At 42.3% G+C, this 25067-nt stretch carries 3 protein-coding genes; all 3 read left to right on the top strand.

The annotated features are described in order from the left end of the window. Positions 1 to 14: 14 nt before the first annotated feature. From JWQ54_RS19820 to JWQ54_RS19810, 3 genes are read left to right on the top strand one after another with little or no spacing between them, the layout of a single operon-like run. Positions 15 to 9089, top strand: a complete 9075-nt coding sequence (locus JWQ54_RS19820) for a non-ribosomal peptide synthetase/type I polyketide synthase (protein ID WP_299588410.1) — start codon at positions 15 to 17, stop codon at positions 9087 to 9089. Between the two features lie 25 nt (positions 9090 to 9114). Continuing rightward, positions 9115 to 13056: an amino acid adenylation domain-containing protein gene (locus JWQ54_RS19815; RefSeq protein ID WP_299588407.1), complete on the top strand. Its 3942-nt coding sequence runs from the start codon at positions 9115 to 9117 to the stop codon at positions 13054 to 13056. Between the two features lie 2 nt (positions 13057 to 13058). Continuing rightward, positions 13059 to 25064: a non-ribosomal peptide synthetase gene (locus JWQ54_RS19810; protein ID WP_299588405.1), complete on the top strand. Its 12006-nt coding sequence runs from the start codon at positions 13059 to 13061 to the stop codon at positions 25062 to 25064. The last annotated feature ends 3 nt before the right edge of the window (positions 25065 to 25067 follow it).

The following is a 25067-nucleotide window of genomic DNA, read 5'->3' as shown; positions in this document are numbered from 1 at the left end:
CTGAACGCTGGGATGTGGAGCATTATTATGACCCCGACCCGGACAAGCCGGGCAAGATCTACACCCGCCACGGTGGTTTTATCGACAATGTGGACCAGTTTGACCCTAAATTCTTTGGCATTGCACCCAACGAGGCGGATTATATCGATCCGCAGCAGCGTTTATTGCTCGAGGTAAGCTGGGAAGCGCTCGAAAATGCAGGGATCCAGCCCGATCATTTAAATAACACGCCAACAGGGATCTTTGTAGGCATAGGACAAAATGATTATGGCCAGTTTCATCTGGAAAATTCAAGGACAAATGATATTAATACTTACACAGGTACTGGTAACAGTTATAGTTTTGCGGCGGGGCGTATTTCCTATTTTCTAGGTACGCAGGGGCCGTCCATCAGTATCGACACGGCCTGCTCTTCATCACTGGTAACGGTAAATATGGCTTGCCAAAGCCTTAGGAACGGCGAAAGCAATTTGGCGCTGGCTGGTGGCGTACAGCTTATGCTTACCCCTCAATCAAGCATTTTCTTAAGTAAAAGCAAAGCATTGTCGCCTGATGGTAAGTGCAAAACTTTTTCTGATGATGCTAATGGTTACGTGAGAGGGGAAGGTTGCGGTATGGTGGTTTTAAAAAGACTATCGGATGCCATACGGGATAACGACCGTATACTATCAATAGTGCGTGGCGTTGCAATTAACCACGATGGGCGGAGCAGCGGGCTAACGGTGCCTAACGGTCAATCGCAGGAAACATTGATAAGAAAGGCAATGGAGATTGCAGCGGTTTACCCGGGTGAAATCTCGTATATTGAAGCGCATGGCACAGGCACATCACTTGGCGACCCTATTGAAATGGGGGCTATTGCCCGCACACTGGCCGCAAACCGTGGAGATAACGAGCCGTTGTTGGTAGGCAGCGTTAAAACAAATATCGGGCACCTGGAGCAGGCTGCAGGCATAGCAAGCCTTATAAAGGTAATGCTTGCCATGAAGCACAAACAGATCCCCGCCCATCTGAATTTTTCAACGCCCAGCAGTCATATCGAATGGTCTGAAATTCAGGTGAAGATCCCTGTTAACTTAACCCATTGGGCGCCAAAAAGCGGACGTCGCATAGCTTCAGTCAGCTCTTTTGGTTTAAGCGGAACTAACGCACATATTATACTTGAAGAGCCTCCTGTTCAGATAACGGAACATCCGGCCATCGAAAAACCTGTTCAACTTTTTACGTTATCAGCAAAAAACAATGAGACATTAAATAATTTGGCAGCTAACTACATTCATTTCTTCGAAAATAAGAGTGATGTTAATTTTTCTGATACCTGCTACACGGTAAATACCGGGCGGGCAAAAATGCCTCATCGTTTGGCCTTTTCTGCCGAAAATAAAACGGAGGCAATAAATAAATTACAGCTATTTATTGAAGGGAATACTAAAAAAGGTGTTGCTTCAGGTAAGCTGCTTAATCCTTCAAATACTACAACCGCTTTCCTTTTCTCCGGACAGGGTTCTCAATACCCAGGTATGGGCAGGGAACTATTTGATGCGCATCCGGTATTTAAAGAAAGCCTCTTGAAATGTGAAACCGTTTTAAATGATTATTTAGACATTCCGCTGTTGGAGATCCTTTTTCCTGTCAATGGAAATGAAGATCTTATCCATATAACCAGGTATGCTCAGCCAGCCATTTTTGCGTTTGAATATGCCTTGGCAAAACTATGGATATCTTTAAGGATAAAGCCGGCCTATGTTATGGGGCACAGCCTGGGCGAGCTTACTGCCGCATGTATTGCCGGGGTGTTTACTTTGGAAGATGGACTTAAACTGGTAGCTAAAAGGGCACAGTTGATGCCGGGTATTTCTATAGAGGGTGGAATGATGTCGGTATTGACATCTGTTGAAAAGGCTAAACATATTATAGACCGCTATAAGAATGATTTAACAATAGCCGCATTTAATGGGCCGGAACATTTTGTGCTTTCGGGAAGTGTAAAAGCGCTAAAGGATGCAGACGCAGAACTGGACAGCGAAGGCATCCCGCATGTTATGCTGAATGTATCACATGCATTTCATTCCTCGCATATGGAGGCGATGCTGGACGATTTCCGTAAAACAGCGGCTGACATACAATTCAGCGAGCCGAATATTCCTTTGGTTTCAAACATTACAGGGAAGATTGCAGGAAAAGAGATAGCCGGGCCTGGATACTGGGTTTCGCAGATAATTTCACCGGTTTGCTTTTTACAGGGCATAAAGGAACTGGAATTAAAAGATTGCGCACTCTTTTTAGAAATAGGCCCCGATGCCTCATTGCTTACGATGGCAAAAAGCTGCCTGGCATCGCCTGAGAAAATAAAATTCATGTCATCAGCAAGGTATAAATCCCATGCCTGGAGGCTCCTTACCGATAACCTTGCCGAATTATTTGTTGCAGGCTTTCCGTTAGACCTTAAAGAATTTGATGCACCTTATAAACCGCATCTTGTTACTGCACCACTCTACCCATTCCAGCGCCGCAGACATTGGAACGGGCCATTGCCAACTGGGTCTGTTACAGGGCCGCCAACCCATGTTTTAACATCACAATCAATCATCATCCGGGACGCCGCTCCTGGTATTAAAATGAGTGAAATGAAAGTTTCTGAAACACACACAAAACCCGATAGAAATGCTATAATAAGCATTCTATCAGATATGGTAAACAAATTTTCGGGCCTCGATGCCGGCGAGGATGATCTGACTATCAGTTTTATGGAACTGGGGCTGGATTCGCTGATCCTCGTAAAAATGATTGACGCCATTAAGGAGAAATTCGGGATAAAGCTATCAATGAAGCAGTTTTTTGATGAGCTATCCAGTATTGACGCCCTTGCCAATCACCTAAGTGCAGCCGGTATCAGTATTGAACAGAATACAGATATGGCTTTACCGGCCCCCGTTATTACCGAAACTTTAGGGAATAACGCTTTAGGGTCAGATCTTTTAAAGAAGCTGGAAGAGCTTTCAAAACGCATTGAAAGCCTTGAAGCATCACCCGCAAAGGCATCAAATAGAAATACGGCTGCTGCGGAACCAGGCAAGCCGTCAGGTAAGCTGAATTTTAAGGCTGTAAAGCTGCATGAGGACGTACCTTTTACAACGGTGCAATCAAATTTTATAGAGTCGTTTGTGCAGCGTTATAATAAACGTACCGCACTATCAAAAGCTTACGCTCAAAAGCACAGGCACGTACTGGCAGACTGGATAAACTCAATCGACTTCAGGTTATCGCTTAAAGAATTTTTATACCCTATAGTTTCTGAATGGTCTTCCGGTTCCAAATTCAGGGATATTGATGGAAATAATTATGTGGATATAGGCTTGGGTTATGGCGTTAATTTTTTTGGCAACAGCCCTGATTTTATTAAAGAGGCCATACAGGCCCAATTGATAGAAGGTATGGAACTAGCCACACAAAGTGATATGGCCGGGGAAGTAGCACAATTAATACATGAGTTAACCGGGGTTGAGCGCGTAGTGTTCAGCAATACCGGAACAGAGGCGATTATGGCAGCCATGCGCATAGCCCGTACAAAAACAGGCAAAAAGAAAATAGCCATTTTCACAGGCTCCTATCATGGCACTTTTGACGGTGTATTGGCGCAGATGGAATCAAGCGGGGATGAATATTTTGCATCTCCTATAGGCCCAGGTATTCCGCAGGGTTATGCCGATGATGTTTTGGTGCTTACTTTGGGCGCCGAAGAATCTTTCAATATTATTGAAAAATACGCACATGAGATAGCTGCGGTAATGGTTGAGCCTGTTCAGAGCAGAAGGCCGGGGTTTCAGCCTGTTGAATTTCTTAAAAAACTGAGGGATGTAACCCAAAAGAATGGGATTGCACTCATTTTTGATGAGATTATTACTGGTTTCAGAATTCATCCCGGAGGTGCACAGGCGCATTTTGGAATTTATGCTGATATAGTAACTTATGGTAAAATTCCTGGCGGCGGTATGCCGATAGGTATTGTTGCAGGTAAAAAAGAATATATAGATACCATTGATGGTGGCTGGTGGCAATATGGAGATGATTCATATCCACCTGTTGAGATGACGTTTTTTGGCGGTACTTTTTGCAAGCATCCGCTTACTATCGCTGCTGCAAAGGCTTCATTGTTAAAAATGAAACGCGAAGGCCCTGCATTGCAGGAAAAGGTTAATAAGCTAACAGTATATTTTGCAGCAGTATTAAACAGCTTTTTTGAAGAGATATCCCTGCCTGTAAAAATTGTCCATTTCGGGTCATTGTTCCGCTTTGAATCATTTGGAAAATACAGCCTTGTTTTTCAGCCGGTTGAAATGAGCCTTCTTTTTTATCTGATGATGGAAAAAGGGGTTTATACCTGGGAAAGAAGGATTTGCTTTTTCTCCACAGAACATACTTATGAGGATGCAGACAAAATTATAGAAGTTGTAAAAGCGTCTGTTCAGGAACTGCTTGATAATGGTTTTTTTGCCGGCAGGGAAATAGTTGCAGCCTTACCGGTTAAAACACCGGCGTCTTTAGCAGCTCCGGTTACATTCCGGTTAACAGATGCACAAAAACAGTTATGGCTGCTTGCAGAGCTTGATGATGCCGGCTCACAAGCTTATAATGTATCAACCACGCTGCATTTAAAAGGGGAATTGAATAAACAATTGCTTCAAAACGCATTGGATAAGGTAATAGCCCGGCATGAAGGATTAAGAACATTTATTAGCCCTGACGGTGAACACCAGGTTGTTTTACAAGAGCTGCCCTATACGATTGTTTACACCGAAGCGCATGGAACGGATAATAAAGGAAAAAAGGAATATGCTGATAAATGGATGCAGGAAGGCAGCCTGGTTAAATTTGAACTCACAAAAGGCCCCTTGTTCAGGATCCAGGTATTGCAACTGCCTGATGATGAATACCTGCTGCAGTTTACTGCCCATCATATCATATTGGATGGCTGGTCGTTTGGTGTGGTTTTGTTTGATGTTAGTGCTTACTATAATGAATCTGTTTCAGGCAGGCCGGCTCAATTACCCGAAGCATTATCTTTCAGGGAATACACCGGTATGCTCGGCAAATCACTTGCTGACCCGGTAATGGATGCAATGAAGGTTTACTGGAATAACAAGCTTTCGGGGAAGACAACACCCTTACAGTTACCTGCCGATTTCCCTCGCCCGGCAAATAAAAGTTATAAAGCAGCAAGGTGTACACGGAAATTCCCCCAGTCCTTCAATATAAAATTGAAAGATTTTTCAAGGCAAAACGACTGTACGCCATTTATGCTGATGATATCGGCCTATGCCGCATTTCTACATCGCTGCTGCGATACAGATGAGTTGATAATAGGAATGCCGGTAAGCGGCCGCAATTTTGAAAATGATAAAAATGTAGCAGGTTATTGCGCAAACCTTTTACCGTTTTTAAGCCGTTATACCGATGAAGGCTCTTTTACCGCTTTCCTTAAAAATTCAAAGAAAGAGCTTATTGAATGTTTTGAAAACCAGGCGTATCCTTTTGCGAAAATTTTGGACAATTTAAACCAGAAGGGAAACCGCCTTCAATCGCAACTGGTAAATGTTACATTTAACTTAAACCCGGTTAATGAACTACCATCATTTACAGCATTACAGGTTAACTGGGTACAAACGCCATTGAGCTTTGCCCCGTTCGACCTGTTTTTTGACATTACAGTACTGCCCGACGGAATGGTGCTTGATTGTGACTACAGTACCGACCTTTTCCTTCCTGAAACTATTTCGGGCCTGCTCGAAAATTTTGAAGCATTTTTAACCGGGTTGCTGACTGATCCGCATACACCGGTTGGTTTGCTTCCGTTAATGCCACTGCATAGCCGTAAACTTATTCTTGAAGAATGGAACAATACAAGTAAAAGTTTTCCTGCCGATGAAACTGTTAACGGGTTGATAGATAAGCAGGTTATTGCTAACGGACCAGCCATTGCTTTAATTGACGGATCAAAAAAAATATCATATGCTGACCTTGATAAAGCAGCTTTGAGTGTGGCTTCATCCCTTTTAGAAAAGGGATTAAAAGCAGGTGAAGCGGTAGGGATTTACATGGATCGTTCTGCTAATTGGGTAGTAGCCATTTGGGGAATACTCAAAGCCGGAGGCGTGTATGTGCCATTGGAAATTAGCCTGCCCGAAATACGCCTCAAATTTATTGCTGAAGACGCTGATATAAAATGGACATTGACTGATACCCTGAGTTGGGACAAGGCAATAAAGCTCAAACTTAACGCATTAGACATAGACAGGATAAAGGCGTTCCCCAAGGCTGAATTAAATACTGGTTTCCCGGAAAATGACCCGGACAGAAATTGTTACGTTATTTATACATCCGGCTCAACCGGTACACCCAAGGGTTGTGCAATAACCCATCGTAACCTGGTAAATTATTTATTATGGGCACAGGGATATTACTTTACGCAAGATAAGCCTGTTAGCTCAGCCTTATTCACCTCGCTTTCTTTTGATTTTACTGCAACACCAATATTCTGCTGCCTTACCTCAGGTGGCCAGCTGGAAGTTTATCCTGAAGAAAAAGAAGCTCCGGAGGTAATGGAGGCTTGTTTTAAGGGGGATAAAAAATATGATTTTCTGAAACTTACGCCATCCTATCTCGGTTTGCTGGAGGGTATTTCCCAGGGGCAGGAAAATATAGGCTGTATCATTCTTGGCGGCGAGGCTGTATTTCCGGCGCACCTCGAAATATTGAAAAGGCTGTTGCCAAAGGCAAGGGTTTATAATGAATATGGGCCTACAGAAGCAACTATTGGTTGTATTGTAAAGGAGTTGAATGAACATGATCCTTTTATACTGATAGGCAAGCCAATTCAGAATATGCAGGTTTATATTATTGATAAAAATGAGCAGTTTTTACCAGTTGGAGTTTCCGGCGAAATTTGCCTGGCAGGCAGGGGCTTGTCAAAAGGGTATCTTAACAGGAAAGAACTAACAAGCCAGAAATTTGTTGCAGATCCTTTCAGTCCCGGCCAGGTGATGTATAAAACCGGTGATACAGGCCGGTGGCTGCATACTGGTGAAATTGAGTACCTGGGCAGAATTGATGAACAGGTAAAAATAAGGGGTTTCCGCATCGAACCCGGGGAATGTACCGATGTACTTACCACTCATAACCACATAAAAACGGCTGCTGTAGTAGCAACTAAGATTAATGATGCAGAATATGAGCTAACAGCTTATTTCGTTCCCAAAAATGAAGATACAATTCCTGCGGCGACAGAACTGCAAAGCTTTATGGCATTAAAACTGCCGTATTATATGGTTCCTGCCAGATTTGTTAAAATTGATGAAATTCCGCTTACCACCAATGGCAAGGTAGATAAAGCAAGCCTGCCGGTTTGGGTGGACAATCATCAACCCCAAACTAACTTTATTGCTCCCCATACATATTTCCAAAAAATTGTTGCTAAAATTTGGTCGGACATATTGGGTGTAAACAGCCCGGGGTTGCTTGACGATTTTTTTGCATCCGGAGGGCATAGCCTCAAGGCAGCCAAAATGGTAGCGGCTATTTTAGGAGAAACAGGCATTAAAATACCAATCAAAACAATTTTTAATGCAAAAACGCTTGGCGAACTTGCTAATATAGTTGAACATACCGAAGCAGAAGGCTATGAACCTATTCCGCAATTACCTGCTGCTAATGATTACCAGCTTTCTCATCCCCAAAAACGGATCTGGATAGCCAACCAGCTTTCTGAAAACCCGGGGATTTTTAATATGACAGGTTTTTATGAAATAACAGGCGACCTGGATATTAAAGCTTTTTCTAATGCGCTTGAATTGATTGTGGAGCGCCACGATATTTTACGGACTGTTTTTACCTCGTTTTCTGCCGAACCCAAACAAAGAGTGCTAAGCACAGATGAATATGGTTTCAAAATGAAAATAGTTGACCTTTCCGGAGAGATAAATGCTTCGGAAAAGGTTATGGAAATGTTGAGGGAAGAAAATAAGCTCCCTTTCAACCTGGAAAAAGGCCCCTTGCTCCGTTCATTGCTTTGTAAGGCAGGTGATGAAAAATATTATTTTTCAATAAGCCTCCATCACATTTTATTGGACGGTTGGTCTACAGGTTTGTTCATCGGTGAGTTTTCAAAAAATTATGCCCTGCTAACCGCCGGAGAATCAACTGCTCGCGAACCATTAAAGGTACAATACCGGGATTTTGCTGCCTGGCACAGCAATCATAGTGCCTCAAAGCAAACGGATGCATCCAGAACTTACTGGCAGCAGCAATTTTCAAAGGTACCCCCAAGGCTGAACCTGCCGGTTGACAGGCCGCGGCATGATTATTTAACCTACGATGGCAGGCAACTGTCCCTGGTAATTGAACCTGAACTGCACGGCAAATTAAACACAGTGGCAAGGGAGCGTGGGGTAACACTTTATGTAATTGTATTATCAGCCATTTACGTAACGCTGTTTCCTTATGCAAAGGGGGAAGATATTTTATTAGGAGTCGAAACAGCTGAGAGACGTCATCCCGACCTGCAAAAAATGCTTGGCTTTTTCCTGAATACCATTGTGCTGAGAGCCGGGTTTAATAAAGAAGATGATTTGCTTAAAGTGATAACTGAAGTAAATAAGGTGGTAAATGATGGGTTGCTATATCAGGATTACCCTTTTGATGTATTGCTGCACGAGCTGAAAATACCAAGGGAGCAAAACCGGACACCATTGTTTGATGTGCAGGTAGATTACGTGCCTAATATGTATGACAATAATTATGATGATGGCGTTATGACAGGGCCGGGGTTAGAAATGAAATACATAGTACCTGAAGTAAGGGTTACACAGTATGATATTTCCTTCCTGATTACTGATAAAGTGGATTTTCTTAAAGTAGATGTTGTTTATAATAACCATTTGTTTAATGAACACACAATAGCAACTATAGCAGCTAACTATAAAGAAATTTTGGCAGCTATAGCAAAAGATCAAACAATAACCGTTGGCAGCATTATGCCGGAGAATAAAAAAGAGAGTCTGTCAAAAAAAATAAGCCTTAAACTGAATTTTTAAAATTTAACAGCATACGTTAAACATAATGAGCAATTTAAATACACCTGGAACCAATTACAGTGAAGCCGCAATTTTCTGGAAAGGCCAGTTTGCCGCATTGAGCGCCAATGAAATAAATACAAGGGACAATAATTTTATTCCGGATGAGAGAAGTATCTTTTTAACCCGGGAACTTACGTTAAGTGATGATTTCAGGAATAGGTTGGCCACGATAACAGATGACCCGCTAACCACTTTTGGTATTATTACTTCAATGTTTGCCTTATTGTTTAGCCGCTATCGGTCATCGTCATCGGCAATTTTTATGGTGCCATGTTTGAAAAATGAAAGTACTGATGACAAGTTGTTTCCATTACTATTGCAAAGGGAGGAGGGTGATACCTTAAAGGACTACCTAAACAGGTCGTTACAGTTGATAGAGGATTGTTTCAATTATGCTGATTATCCGTTTGAAGTATTGGCAAAAGAACAATTAGGATGGGAAAAAACCGATGTAAGTGATATATTGGTCTTTACTGACCTTCATTCACTTTCCGGGGATAAATACAGGTTTGGAATAAATATACATGTCGACCCCGTAACTTGCAGGATAAGGTTTGAATATGATCCTCAGATCTTTCCGGCCTACAGGGCCACGCTGGTACAGGGCCACCTGAACCAAATTGAAAAAGCTTTCGGAGATTTTAATACCCCAATAGAGGGAATCGGGCTGTTAACACCAGGTGAAATAAAATATTTTGACAGTCTTAATCCGCCGGTAAATGAAACAGGCAATCAAACGTTTATCGATCTTTTTAACGAAAGCGTAAAAAAATACCCCGACCACATTGCCCTGCGCTTTGAAGGAAACACGCTTACTTATAAAGAACTGGATATAAAAAGTTCAAAGCTTGCAGCGTATTTCCGGCAAGAACTGGGAACACAAACAGGCACAACGATAGCATTGCTGGCAGAAAGATCAGAGCTGACGATAATAGGAATATTAGGCATCCTTAAATCGGGCGCAGTTTATGTCCCGGTCGATCCGGCTTATCCTAAAGAGAGGATCGAATACCTGTTAACAGCTTCCGGTGCAGAAACGCTGGTAACAACTTCAGCCTATTTATTCGATATCCCGTTTTTTGCGGGAAACATCTTTGCAATAGACCTCCAATTGGACGACCTCCTGGAAGTTGTCGCCGATTTTAATGTTTCCATCGATGCACAGTCGCTTGCATATATCATTTTTACTTCGGGATCAACAGGCAGACCAAAAGGTGTTGAAATAAGCCATGCAAATGTTTTTAATTATTTAAACTGGGCAAAAGATTATTATTTCCGCCACAACCCTGACGGCGGAAGTTTTGCTTTATTTACACCTGTATCTTTCGATCTTACCATCACCTCTATTTTTGTTCCGTTAATACGGGGAAAACATATTGAGATTTTTGGCGACAGGGACGCCGGAGAGATCTTAGCAGAAATATTTGATGAAAATGGCGGGGCCGATACTGTTAAACTAACGCCGTCGCATATTTCTTTATTGGCCCAACTACCTGCAGGCAATAACAATGTACGCACTTTAATTGCAGGCGGCGAAGCTTTGCGGGATGACCATGTTGCAATAATTAAAGATAAATGGCCAGGCATTTTAATTTTTAACGAATACGGGCCAACCGAAGCAACGGTGGGCTGTACAGTAACAGAAGTAGGTACCGGTAATATTACTATTGGCCACCCCATTGCCAATGTATCAATTTATATACTTGATCGGGACCGGAGGCTTTTACCCGCTGGTGCTGTTGGTGAAATTTATATTGGCGGGGTTTGTCTTGCTAGGGGCTATCGGGGGCAAGCAGAGCAAACCCGTTCTGTATTTGTGGATTCGCCGTTTCCAAGCGGGGAACGGATATATCGTACCGGCGACCTTGGCCTATGGTTGGAAAACGGGAACCTGAAATATATGGGTCGTAAAGATAACCAGGTTAAAATAAGGGGTTATCGTATAGAAACCGGCGAGATTGAAAGCACCTTACTCGAAATTCCAGGAATTAAAGATGCAGCAGTAGTGTCTTGTTTTAATAATGCCACAAGCACAAGCCTTACCGCGTTTTATACGGTTACTGGCGACGATGCGCCAAAATCTGAAGAAATTGAGCACATACTTGCCCAAAAGCTGCCGCTTTACATGAGGCCTTCATTGATTATACGCCTCGAAAAGCTACCGCTTACCCCAAATTTTAAAATTGACAGGAAAAAGCTGGCTGAAATGGAGACTGGTGCAATCAATGAAAACTATACGGCTCCGGTTTCAGAGACAGAACAAATCCTGGTCAATATTTTTGCGGAGGTTTTGGGCCGGGAAAAAGTTGGCATAGATGATAATTTTTTCGCCATAGGTGGCGATTCAATAATAGGCATACAGATTGTTTCGCGGGCAAACAGGGCAGGCATAATGATAACCCTGAAACAGTTGTTCAAACAGCTTACGATTGCAGGGTTAGCAGCCGTAGCAGAAAAAGCCGCGCCTGTAGTTGCCGAACAGGGTCCTGTTTATGGAGATATTGAAATTATCCCTGTTCATAAATGGTTTTTTGACCAACGGCTAAACAAAATTTCGCACTATAACCAGTCTGTTATATTAAAAGTAGGTACAGGTTTCGATCCTTCTTGCATGACCGCAGCTTTGATGAAAATTATGGAACACCATGATATGCTCAGGATGCGGGTAAGGCGGAAGGATGACAGCTATGAAGAGTACATTCCGCAAACTGTTGCTATTGATCCGAATTTCAGCATTAAAGAATTTGCCGGTACCTACGGGGCTAACCTGCAAAGTCAATTACTGGAAGACATGGCTTCATTGCAAGCCGGGATGGATATTTTTAATGGGCCCATTTTAGCAGCAAGATATTATAAACTGGAGGATGAAAAAGAATCGCTGTTATTTTTAGCCGCGCACCATCTGATAATTGATGGGGTTTCATGGCGGATTTTGCTTGAAGACCTGTCTGCAGTTTACACGCAGTTAAAATTGGGCCAGGCTGTTCATCTTCCGGAAAAAACAGATTCATTTAAAAATTTTGCGACTAAAGCATTACAATACTCTTCCGGTAACAGGCTGGTAAATGAATTGTCTTTTTGGGCAAATGAAAACAGGATGGAAGCAGCAACCCTGCTGCCTGTGGATCTGAATGGCGACAAAGAAAAAAATACTGTGAAAAACGCACTCACGCATACGGTAAAACTTGATGAGGAAACTACAAAGGCCTTAATATCAGCTGCCCATACAGCTTACAATACCAACGTAAACGATCTGCTGCTTGCAGCGCTGGTTAGCGCTTTTCGTAACTATACATCGCGGCGCAGTTTGTTAATAGCAATGGAAGGACATGGAAGGGAAGATGTTTTTGAAAATATTGACATCAGCAGAATAGTAGGCTGGTTCACTTCAATTTACCCTATTTTACTTGAACTCGATGATACAAACGGCCCTTCATCAGTTATAACTTCATTGAAAGAGCAATTAAGGCAAATTCCTGATAACGGAATAGGTTACGGATTATTAAAATATGGCAATGCGGAGGATTACATCAAAACAGCTTTATCATATTTGCCAAAACCGGAAGTTATCTTTAATTATTTAGGCCAGTCTGCACAAGCGCTGCCCGCTGATTTAGGATGGAAAATATCACCCCTGCAAACAGGCAGCGATCAGGACGGCGATGCTACCCGCAATTATTTAATAGAAATTAATGCTATAGTTATAGATGACAGCCTGGTTGCTGACTGGACATACTGCCCCCAATTGCATAATGAGGATACCATTAAAAAACTTGCTCATGACTACCTGGAAGTATTAAAAGAATTGATAACGCATTGCCTTGAAACCGGGTCAGGCGGGTACACACCATCAGATTTTCCGGAAGCGAACCTTGAACAGGACCAGCTTGACCAACTTATTTCTCAATTTAAATTTTCAAACTAGCGATGAATAAAAATACCATAGAAGATATTTATGCGCTTTCGCCCATGCAGGAGGGGATGTTGTTTCACCTGTTGGCCCATCCTGATTCTGAGGCTTATTTTGAGCAGGTAAGCTGCGATTTGGAAGGCAGCCTTAATTTGCCGGCTTTTAAACAGGCCTGGCAGGAAACGGTTAATCAGCACCCGGTTTTTCGCACTTCTTTTCATTGGGACGGGCTTGATAAACCTGTACAAGTGGTGCATAAAACTGCTGAACTGCCGTGGGAAATATTGGATTGGCGCGGGTTTGAAGGAGAGCATGCAAACGCAAAGTTTGAGCAATTGCTTCGTGATGACCGCAGGAAGGGCTTTAATCATGAACAGGCGCCCCTGATGCGCTGCTTGCTGGTTAACACAGCAAACAATTTATGGAAATTTATCTGGAGCCATCATCACATGCTGATGGATGGATGGTGTTCAGGGATTATACTTAATGAATTATTTACAAGGTACCAGGCTATTGTAAATGGTAAACCTGTGCATTTGCCGGCTAAGCCGCTATTTAAAAATTATATCTCGTGGCTTGGCAAGCAGGATTTGAAAAAGGCAAAGGATTTTTGGGATAGCGAGTTGGCAGGTTTTGATACGCCAACGCTGTTAGGCATAGGTAATGCAGTTTTAACCGATAAAAATCATAGCGGCCACGGCTACGCCGAATATGCATACAATTTCTCACCTCAGCTTTCAAATAAACTTTTTGAGTGGACGAAGCAAATCGGTATCACAACAAATATTCTGATCCAGGGGGCATGGTCAATATTACTTAGTAAATATAGCGGGGAAAATGAAGTTGTTTTTGGGGCAACGGTTTCCGGCAGGCCGCCTGAATTGCAAAATGTTGAATCGATAGTCGGGCTGTTTATTAACTCGTTGCCTGTAAGGGTCAATATCAGCTCCGGTATTGACATAATTGCATGGCTCAAAGATTTACAGGAGAAAAGCAATGAGAGAAATGAGTTTACATATACTCCTCTTGTAGATATTAAAAGATCTTCGGGAATACCAGGGGATATGCCACTATTCAGAAGCTTGCTTGTTTTTGAAAATTATCCCTTTGATGCTGCTAACCAACAGGGTTTGCATGGGCTGGAAATTAAAAATATAAAATCATTTGAGGAAACCAATTATCCGCTCACATTGATGATAATTCCCCGCGATGGCCTGTTGAAATTTCAGTTGAATTATTTTAAAGATTGTTTCGGGCTAAAAGAAATAGAAAGGTTATTCTGTCATCTCGAAATAGCCGTAAACTCCATCCTCGACAACCCATCACAATCTCCGGCAACAGTTTCTTTATTAAGCGCTGCTGAAAGAGAAAATGTAATTGTAAAATTCAATAATACATCTGCTCCTTTACCATCAAGGCAAACAATACTCGATCTGATAAACGAAAATGTCATTAAATCGCCCAATAATGTAGCTGTTTATTCTGAAACCGGGTCGATTTCTTATGCCGAGTTAAACAGCCGCGCTGATGCCATAAAAAATGCTTTGCTTTTTTATGGTGTAAAAAGAGGGGATAAGGTTGCCATATTGCAGGAAAAAAGCACGAGTTTAATTGTTTCAATATTGGCGATTATGAAAGCTGGTGCAGCCTTTTTGCCAATTGATGTTTCGTTGCCTCATAACAGGATCCGTTCATTAATAAGCGAAGCACACATTAAGGTATTGATTTCTGCCAATGCCGATCTGTTTCCGGAAAATAGCGATGAACAGCTGACAATTATTCATCCCGACTTTGCACACAATACTGTTGCAGGTAACGGGTTAAAAAACGATGGCCCACAACCGGATGATACTGCTTACGTGATTTATACGTCAGGCTCAACCGGGAAACCAAAAGGGGTTGAAATAAGCCATTTAAGCCTGCTTAATTATATTATATGGGCTAATGATTACTATTTTACTCATAATCCGCATGGTGGTGATTTCCCGTTGCTCACTTCTCCGGCTTTTGACCTCACGCTTTCAAGTATTTTTATTCCGTTATCAAAGGGGAAAACAATTAGTGTATATGGGGATAAGGAAGTGGGTGTAATTATGGAGGAAATTTTTGGCCCTCAGGGAACGCTGGACTCCGTTAAGCTTACGCCTTCGCATATTACCTTATTAAAAGACATTCCGGAAGGAAATGATAAGCTGCTTACCTTGATAACTGGCGGTGAGGCGTTGAAGGAAGAGCATGTGAAAATAATAACCAATAAATGGCCGGGAATAACTATTTACAATGAATACGGCCCTACCGAAGCAACAATAGGTTGTACGGCCACTGCTATTTCTGCAGGCAATATAAATGCGGGTAAACCTGTTGCTAATACGTCCATTTATATTCTTGATAAAGCATTGATGCCAGTACCCATAGGCATAAAAGGAGGTATATATATTGGAGGTGCCTGTTTGGCCAAAGGATATTTGGGGCAGCCCGAACAAACCGCTCTGAAGTTTATAAATTCTCCGTTTGCAAACGGAGAAATAATTTACCGCACAGGAGACACCGGGTGCTGGCTGGAAGATGGTAATATTCAGTATTTCGGACGGGAAGATGACCAGGTAAAAATAAGAGGCTACCGTATTGAACCCGGGGAAATTGAAAATCAGTTAGTCAAATATCAGGGGGTAATTCATGCTGCTGTAATACCCGTAAAAAACCATTCAGGCGAATACAGTCTTGTTGCGTTCATTGAGGTGACGGATATTTTTGAGCTGGAAAGCTTAAAAGAAACGTTGGCAAAACAGCTGCCTGCTTATATGTTGCCGGTGCAGTACCGGGTAATTGACAGCTTTCCGCTTACCCCAAATGGAAAAACCAATAAAAAAGCCTTATTAAATAATTTTGACGCGGGGCCGCAATTAAAAACCACCTATCATGCAGCCACTAACCCAATTGAAGAAATAATTACCGCCATATGGGAAGAAATACTTAAAACAGAAAAGCCGGGAATATTCGACAATTTTTTTGAGGCAGGCGGGCATTCGCTTAATGCAACTCAGATCACTTCCCGAATCCGCAGTGTTTTTAAAGTTGACCTGGGGGTTAAAGATATAATGGAAAACCAGACCATTGAACATTTGGCAGTTTTGATAGCAAAACTAAAGCTCAAAGGTTCAGGTGAAGGCATGCAGCCGGTTATTCATGTCACCAGGGAAGAAGGGGCGCAATTGTCTTTTGCACAGCAAAGGCTTTGGTTTTTAGACAGGCTGGAAGGTGCATCAGCTACCTACAATATCCCGGAAGCTATAAAAATTGAAGGTAAACTTGATATAAGGGTCCTTCAAAATGTATTTACAGAAATAATCAGCAGGCATGATATTTTGAGGACTAACTTTCATGATGTTGATGGAAAAGCTTACCAATTGGTAAAAGAGCTTCAACCGTTTAATATCCCTATAGTTACAGCTGAAACTAACAGGCCTGAGGTTTTAGAAAAACAGATAGCTGATGAAGCAATAAAGCCATTTGACCTTGAACGCGACCCATTAATAAGGGCAATTTTATTTACCATAACCGGCGACAGCTATGTTTTATCTGTAACGATGCATCACATTGTTTCCGATGGATGGTCATCGGGCATATTTATCAGCGAACTTGTTTCACTGTATGAAGCATTTATTTTAGACAAGCCGTCGCCACTTGCTGCTCTTACTGTTCAGTACTCAGATTTTGCTTATTGGCAAAGAGCGCTTAAAAATAAAGGGGTTTTTGGTGAGCAGTTAGCCTACTGGAAAAACAAGCTATCAGGCGCACCATTTATACTCGATCTTCCAACTGATAAGCCAAGGCCATCTGTACGTACTGAAAATGGGGATACTTACAGGTTTAGCCTTTCGCCGCAATTATCTGATAAATTAAAAAGCTTAAGTAAAAAATCAGGGGCAACCTTGTTTATGACGCTTCTTTCAGCTTATTCAATATTATTATCAAGGTATAGCAGGCAACGTAAAATATTAATAGGGTCATCAATTGCAAACCGTAACAGGCTGGAAACAGAAGCATTGATAGGTTTCTTTATCAATGTGGTGGTTTACCGGGTAGACCTTGAAAATACAGACACCTTTCTTTCTTTAATTGACCAGGTAAGACAGCTTGCATTTGAAGCTTACGCCCATCAAGACGTGCCCTTTGATCAACTGATAGACGAAATTCAGCCTGAAAGAGACCTGAGCCACAGCCCTGTTTTCCAGGTTGCATTTGATATGCAGAATATGCCTATGCCGGCCCTTGAGATCTCCGGACTAAAAATATCACCGATGGAGGTTAAAAGGTCTATTGCTAAATATGATCTGTCGCTTTCGATGGAAGAAACTGCCGGAGGTTTGGTTGGCGGAATGGAATATAATACCGATTTGTTCCATCATTCAACTATAGCGCAGATGGTTCGGCATTTTCAGGTGCTTTTGGAAGGCATAGTTGAAAACCCTAAACAAAACTTAAGGCAGTTACCGTTAATCAGTAAAGACGAGTTCCGGAAAATAGTATTTGAGTGGAACAACACAGATACGCCATTACCTGAAGATAAAACCGTATTAGACGTTGTTAAAGGAATTGCTGGTGAAAACCCGAATAAGATTGCTTTTGAATACGATGGCTTGTTACTTACCTATGGAGAGTTAGAAATAGAATCGGAGAATATTGCCTGCAGGCTTTTAGCCATGAATTTAGTTAGCGGGGACAGGGTTGGGGTTATTGCAACCCGGTCAATTCGAACCTTATCGGCGATCCTCGGGGTAATGAAGGCAGGCGGAGTTTATATACCTGTAGATCCTGAATACCCGCGTGAAAGGATCAGTTATATGCTTGAGGATTCAGGTGCAGCTTTGCTTATAGGTGAAGGCAATATAATACAAGAATTTGATCTTCCATTTATAGACACTAAAGACGCGGAAGTGTTTGCCCAACAAGCTGGTATAACAACAAATTTGCTTACACACATTAAACCCGGGGCCCTGGCTTACATAATATATACATCAGGGTCAACAGGCAATCCGAAAGGGGTTATGATAAGGCACAAGGGTTTGTTAAACCTCTCGTTAGAGCAGATCAAAGCTTTTAGGCTAAACAAACAAAGCAGAACCCTGCAATTTGCGTCGCTTAGTTTCGATGCGTCTATTTCAGAAATGTTTGTGTCGCTTTGCGCTGTTTCAACGCTGGTAATGGCGCCTAAGGCTAAAATGTTACCTGGCCCGGATCTTATTTCACTGTTAGAAACTGCAGGTATTACCCATGTTACTTTGCCCCCTTCAATTCTTGAAGTACTTCCTTATACAGAATTACCTGTATTAACCACGCTGGTAGTAGCCGGGGAAGCATGCCCCCGGAAGACGGCTGAAATATGGGGTAAGAACAGGTATTTTGTTAATGCTTACGGCCCTACAGAATACACGGTTTGCTCAACATTAACACCCTACACTCCCGGTGAAGGCCCGCTTCATATAGGACGGCCAATTGGCAATACGGTAGCTTATATACTTGATGAAAACTTTGCCCCGCTACCGCCCGGGATCCCGGGTGAACTGTTTATAGGCGGTGTGGGCATAGCTGCCGGATACGTAAACCTTCCTGAACTTACCGCCGGGCGCTTTATTACTGATCCGTTCTCCAAAAAGCCGGGTTCTCAAATGTATAGGACCGGCGACCTGGCAAAGTTTTTACCGGATGGCAATATTTGTTTTCTCGGGCGTATAGACAGGCAACTGAAGTTGAGAGGGTTTAGGATAGAACCTGAAGAAATTGAAACGGTGCTTAAACAACATCCTTCGGTTTCGCAGTCGGTTATTCAGGTTCAAAATGACGAAAGCGGGCATCAAAGGCTTAACGCTTTTGTTACGCTGAAAGATGTATCGCAACCTGGTAATAGCCCGCAGCACGAATGGTCTGCCGGGCCGATGGAGCTTTGGCCGTCAGTAGCCGAATTTTATGTTTATGATGAATTCCTTTACTACGCCATGACACATGACGAACGAAGGAACGATGCCTACAAAAAAGCAATTATTGCAGAAGTTCCGGGTAAAATAGTGGTTGAAATAGGTACAGGTGAAGACGCTATACTCTCCCGATTTTGCGCAGAGGCCGGTGCCGCTAAGATCTATGCAATTGAACTGAATGAAAATACGGCAAAGCTTGCAAAAGAAGCTGTAGAACGTGCAGGTTATGCAGACAGGATAATCATTATACACGGCGATGCATCAAAGGTGATTTTACCTGAGCTTGCAGATGTTTGTGTTTCTGAAATTGTTGGCGCAATAGGTGGTTCTGAAGGCTCGGCAGTTATTATTAATAATAGCAGGAGGTTGTTAAAGGAAGGTGGAAAAATGATCCCCGAGCGCAGTAATACCATGATGGCCGCCGTATCGCTTCCTGATGTCCTTAATGAGAACCCGGGTTTTAATAAAGTGCCGGGGCATTACACCAAAGAAATATTCGACCAGGTAGGATATGCTTTCGATCTTCGCTTGTGTATAAAGAAATTCCCTAACGACCACTTGTTGTCTTCAAAGGATATTTTTGAAGATCTTGATTACACAAAACCTATTGACCCTGAAACAAGCCATACTTTCCGTTTTGAAATACTCAAAAAGGGGAGAATGGACGGGATACTGGTTTGGCTTAACCTGCATACTACAACAGGTGTAATAATTGATATTCTTGAACATGAATATTGCTGGCTTCCTGTATTTCTTCCGGTTTTTTGCCCCGGTGCAGAGGTTGAAGCAGGAGATTATATTACAGGCGTTTGTACCCGTACGCTGTGCGAAAACGGGCTTAATCCTGATTTTTTACTGGAAGGGACACTGGTAAGAATGAATGATGCCGAAATAGATTTCTCCTACAATTCATGGCATTATAAACAGGTTTATAAAGAAAATCCATTTTACCAAAAGCTTTTCGCCAATAATAAATTTGGCTTGCTGCCCCCTTCTGTAAATGACGATTTGCCGGGGCTTGAAGCATTTTTGCAGGATAAGCTTCCTGCCTACCTGTTACCTAATTCAATTATTGTTTTAGATGAGATCCCATTAACAATTAACGGAAAAATTGATCAGCAGGCATTAAAAGAATATACAAAAGTCAGCAAACGAGTTTTAAACGAATACGCAGCACCACATACCGAAAAGGAGAAAATACTTGCCCTTATATGGCAGAATGTATTGGGTATTGAAAATGTTGGCATCCATCATAACTTTTTTAAACTTGGAGGCGATTCCATCCTGAGTATCCAGATAGTTTCGAGGGCGCGGTCTGCCGGTTTGAAATTTACCCCGCGCGACCTTTTTGAAAACCAAACCATCGCCCAGCTTGCGACAGTTGCACGTATAAAAACAAAAACCACTGCTGAACAGGGCCTTGTAGTTGGTAATATGCCTTTGTCGCCAATTCAATCATGGTTTTTTGAGCAGGATTTTATTCATCCTCATCATTTTAACCAGGCTGTTTTATTGGAGACGAATGAGCAGCAGGAACCGGAAATTATTAGGCAGGCAATTACAAAATTGGTTTTGCACCACGATGCCTTACGGATGCGCTTTTGCAAACAGAAAATAAATGGCGAATGGACACAGGAAATGATACCTGAAGTTAAGGATGATATTTTTAACTTTTACAACCTGGAACTTGTCCCCGCTGAAGAAAAAGAAACCAAATTTCTGGAGACAGCAAACAGCATTCAATCGGGATTAAACATTTACGATGGAGTAGTATTTAAGGCTGTATTTTTCAGAATGGGTGATGATATTCCATCAAGATTACTGCTGATAGCGCACCATTTAGTGATTGACGGGGTTTCGTGGCGCATTTTACTGGAAGATTTTCTCCGCTTAACCCATGAACCGGCATCAGCAAAATTACCTGAGAAATCACATTCTTTCAAAAACTGGATAAATGCATTGTCTGCCTATTCCAAAACTGGGCTTTCGGCAAGTGAAATTGCTTACTGGAAAAAAATAAGCAAAATGCCGGGGTCATTGATTCCTTTAGATCACCAGCAGGCAATAAGTGTTTCCTCTGAAATGTCTCCGGGTATAATTACGGTTTATTTGGACAACGATAAAACAGATGCGCTGCTTAAAAAGGCACCTGCTGCCTACCGCACACAAGTACAGGAAGTTTTGCTTGCTGCATTTATTTTATCTCTTAATCAATGGAGCGGAAACAGCACGGCAATTATTGAACTTGAAGGCCATGGAAGGGAAGATTTGTTTGAGGAAACCGATATTTCGCGAACTGTAGGTTGGTTTACGGCTGCCTATCCTGCTGTTTTTAGCCTTCCTGAAAATTGCGGACCGGGAGAAAGCCTGCAGGCGATTAAAGAACAATACAGGGAAATTCCAGGTAAAGGAATAGGCTATGGGTTGTTAAAATATTTATCGGATGATAAGGGAAATTTCGGGATGCTGCATGCCCCCGAAGTTGTTTTCAATTATCTCGGTCAGGGCGATTCCGTAATTACCGGGAGCAATAATTGGAAGTTCTCCGACGCCGATTGTGGTTTTGAGCAAAGCCCCGGAAACCACCGCACCCATTTACTTGGAGTAAACTTAATCGTACTTAACGGGCAACTTAAAATAGGCATAGGTTACGATAAAAACAAACATCGGGAAAGTACTATAAGCAAACTTGCAGGTTCTTTTATTTCAAACCTAAACATACTTATAGATCATTGCCTGCAACCCGGAACCGGTGGCTTTTCCCCGGCAGATTTCCCAATGTCAAACCTGAGCAAATCAGGCATGAATACGCTCGCTGCCCAAATAAGGGATGCCGGCTACCCATTAGTACAGGTTGCCGATATTTACAAGCTCTCGCCCCTGCAGCCAGGGTTGCTTTTCCAGTCCCTGCTAAATCCCTCGTCTGTTTCTTACAGGGAGCAGCTAAGTGTTATATTGAAAGGCAGGCTGAACCCGGCTTTATTTAAAAAGGCTTGGCAACTTGTAATTGATAAGTATGATATTTTGCGTACGGCATTTTTTTGGGAAGGTATTGATACTCCCGTTCAGGTTGTTTTAAACGAAACCAAACTTACATGGAATGAAGACACATGGAATTGTGAAAACGATGCCGAAGGCAAAGCAGCTATTGAGCAATTTCTTGAGGATGATCTCAATCAGTCATTTTCGTTTTCAAAGGCGCCGCTTATGCGGTTAACATTAACTAATGTACATAATGACCAATGGTTTTTTTGTTGGACACATCATCATATACTGATGGACGGCTGGTGCCTGCCAATTATCATCAGAGAGGTATTTGACAATTATGAAGCCTTAATGGCTGATAAAGACCTACAGGTTGTCCCGGTAACCCCTTATGCTAATTTTATAAAATGGCTTGGCAAACAGGATGAGGGAGCAGCAAAAGAATGGTGGGCTAATTATTTAACAGGACTTCATCATCCAACCCCGTTGGGTATTGATCAGCATCAGTCTTCGGGCCACGCCGGCAAAATGCAGGATTGTGCAACAGAACTGGGGGCTGAATTGGAAAATCGCCTGAAACAGTTTGCACAAAATGCAGGGGTTACCTTAAATATTCTTATTCACGCTGCATGGTCATTGTTAATAAGCAAATATGCAGGTACTGATGATGTGGTATTTGGTGTTGTTGTTTCGGGCAGGCCGCCGGAACTGGAAGGGGTTGAAAAAATGGTGGGCTTGTTCATCAACTCAGTACCGGTTCGGATCAGTGTAAACAATGATAGCAAGTTAGGCGAATGGTTACAGAATATTCAGTTAAAACAGCTGGAACGGGATAATTATTCTTATACCTCGCTAACCAAAATACGTGAATATTCCGGAATGGACGGCAGCCAGCAGTTATTTGAATCGTTAATCATATTTGAAAATTATCCAGTTGATAAATCGGTTGATGATGGGATTAAAGGATTAACTATCAGTTCGGCAAAGTTTTCTGAACAAACACACTATCCGGTTACGTTAATGGTAGTTCCGGGAGAGAGCCTCGGTTTCCGAATCAGCTATGATTCTTCAAGGTTTGAAAAAGAAACTATTAGCAGGGTACTGCGTCATCTGTTAAATATCTTAAATGGTTTTTCTGCGGATGCAGATCAAACTTTAGGAGAAATATCGCTTATAGGTGAAGAGGAAACAGCGTTTGTTTTGAATACCTTTAACGCACAAGCCCCGGTTGTAAGTCATGTAAAGCTTGTTTTGGAAGAGTTTAACAAACAGGTTCTCGATCATCCAGAAGCTACAGCGTTGCTTTTTGAACGAGAAAACTATAGTTATGGCGAAATAAACCTTCGGGCTAATCAACTGGCTAATTTGTTGTTGAATTGCGGACTAAAGCCCGGTGGCCTCGCCGCTTTGTGTTTAGACCGTTCTCCGGAAATGATGATCAGCCTGCTTGCCATACTTAAAACAGGCGCGGCTTACTTGCCTTTAGACCCCAAATTCCCTGTTGACAGGTTGCATTATATGCTTGATAATTCAGGTGCTGTCATGCTGCTTACTGAACAGAAGTACAAAAACATGTGGCAGGGAAAAAAAGTGCAAATGCTGATGACAGAAGAAATTAAGCCTCTCCTTACAAAGGAAAAAGCTGATGAACCGAATATCACCATCAAACCCAACGACCTGGCCTATATTATTTATACTTCGGGCTCAACCGGTAAACCAAAAGGGGTGCAAATAAACCATGGCGCATTGGGGAATTTCCTGGCATCAATGAAAATACAGCCCGGTATTACAGCGCAGGATATACTGCTTGCGGTAACAACCATATCTTTTGATATTGCCGGGCTCGAAATATTTCTCCCTTTAACAAGTGGTGCAACGGTGGCTTTACTTCCTGAAGAGGTTTCTGCCGATCCGGAAAAGTTGATGGCTTGTATGAACCAGGTTAAACCTACCATAATGCAGGCTACCCCAGCAACCTGGCTAATGCTCCTGAATAACGGCTGGAACGGTTCGGGTATTTTAAAAGTATTATGCGGAGGCGAGGCTTTGCCTAATGAACTGGCTGCCGAACTGGCGAGATGCAATAAGTCATTGTGGAATATGTATGGGCCAACCGAAACTACCATCTGGTCGGCTGTGTTGAATATTGATCCGCAGCAACATCTTTCATCCAATGGTTACGCTTTAATTGGCGGGCCAATTGCCAATACGGCTTTCTATATACTTGACGAAGCGCGCAAGCCCGTACCGGCAGGTGTAGCAGGCGAATTGTATATAGGCGGGGATGGTGTAGCAAAAGGCTATTTAGGATTGCCCGAATTAACTGATGAAAAATTTATTCCCGACCCATTTTCAAAACAGCAGGGAAGCCGTATTTACAAAACCGGTGACCTTGCTAAATGGACAAACGAAGGAAAAATATCCTTTTTGGGACGCATAGACCAGCAGGTTAAAATACGCGGTTTCAGGATCGAAACAGGTGAAGTGGAATCGGTAATTAAAGAAATAGCCGGGGTTAAGGATGTTGTAGTAATAGCAGGAAAGGATCATCAGGATAATGATTGCCTGCTGGCATTTATAATAGCAGAAAATGCGGAAAATATTTCTGCAGCAGCAATAAGGGAAGTTTTGCAGACCCGGTTACCTGTGTATATGATCCCGTCGGCATTTATCCCGCTTGATAAGTTTCCACTTACCCCAAATGGAAAAACTGACCGCAAAGCACTGAAAAACAATTATAAAGGACGGGTTTTAATAGCGGATGAAAATTATGTAGCCCCGGTTAACCAACTGCAGGAAAAAATTCATGAAATATGGGCCGCAGTGCTTGGCATACCGCAAATAAGTATTAAAGATAACTTTTTTATGCTCGGAGGGCACTCACTTTTGGCAACACAATGCATATCAAGGGTGAGGACCGGGTTTGAATTGGAGGTTCCGCTAAAAATGCTGTTTGATCATCCGGATATTGAAAGTTTTACTATAGCCATGCAGCAATTTATCAGCGAGGCTGAGCAAGCGCAAACAGTATCAGACGATGACAATGAAGTGTTTGAATTTTAAATT

Origin of the sequence: Mucilaginibacter sp., from assembly GCF_028288225.1 — a bacterium.
Classification (GTDB): domain Bacteria; phylum Bacteroidota; class Bacteroidia; order Sphingobacteriales; family Sphingobacteriaceae; genus Mucilaginibacter.
Note: the sequence above shows the minus strand (reverse complement) of the source record. Positions and strands in the feature narration are given on the sequence as shown.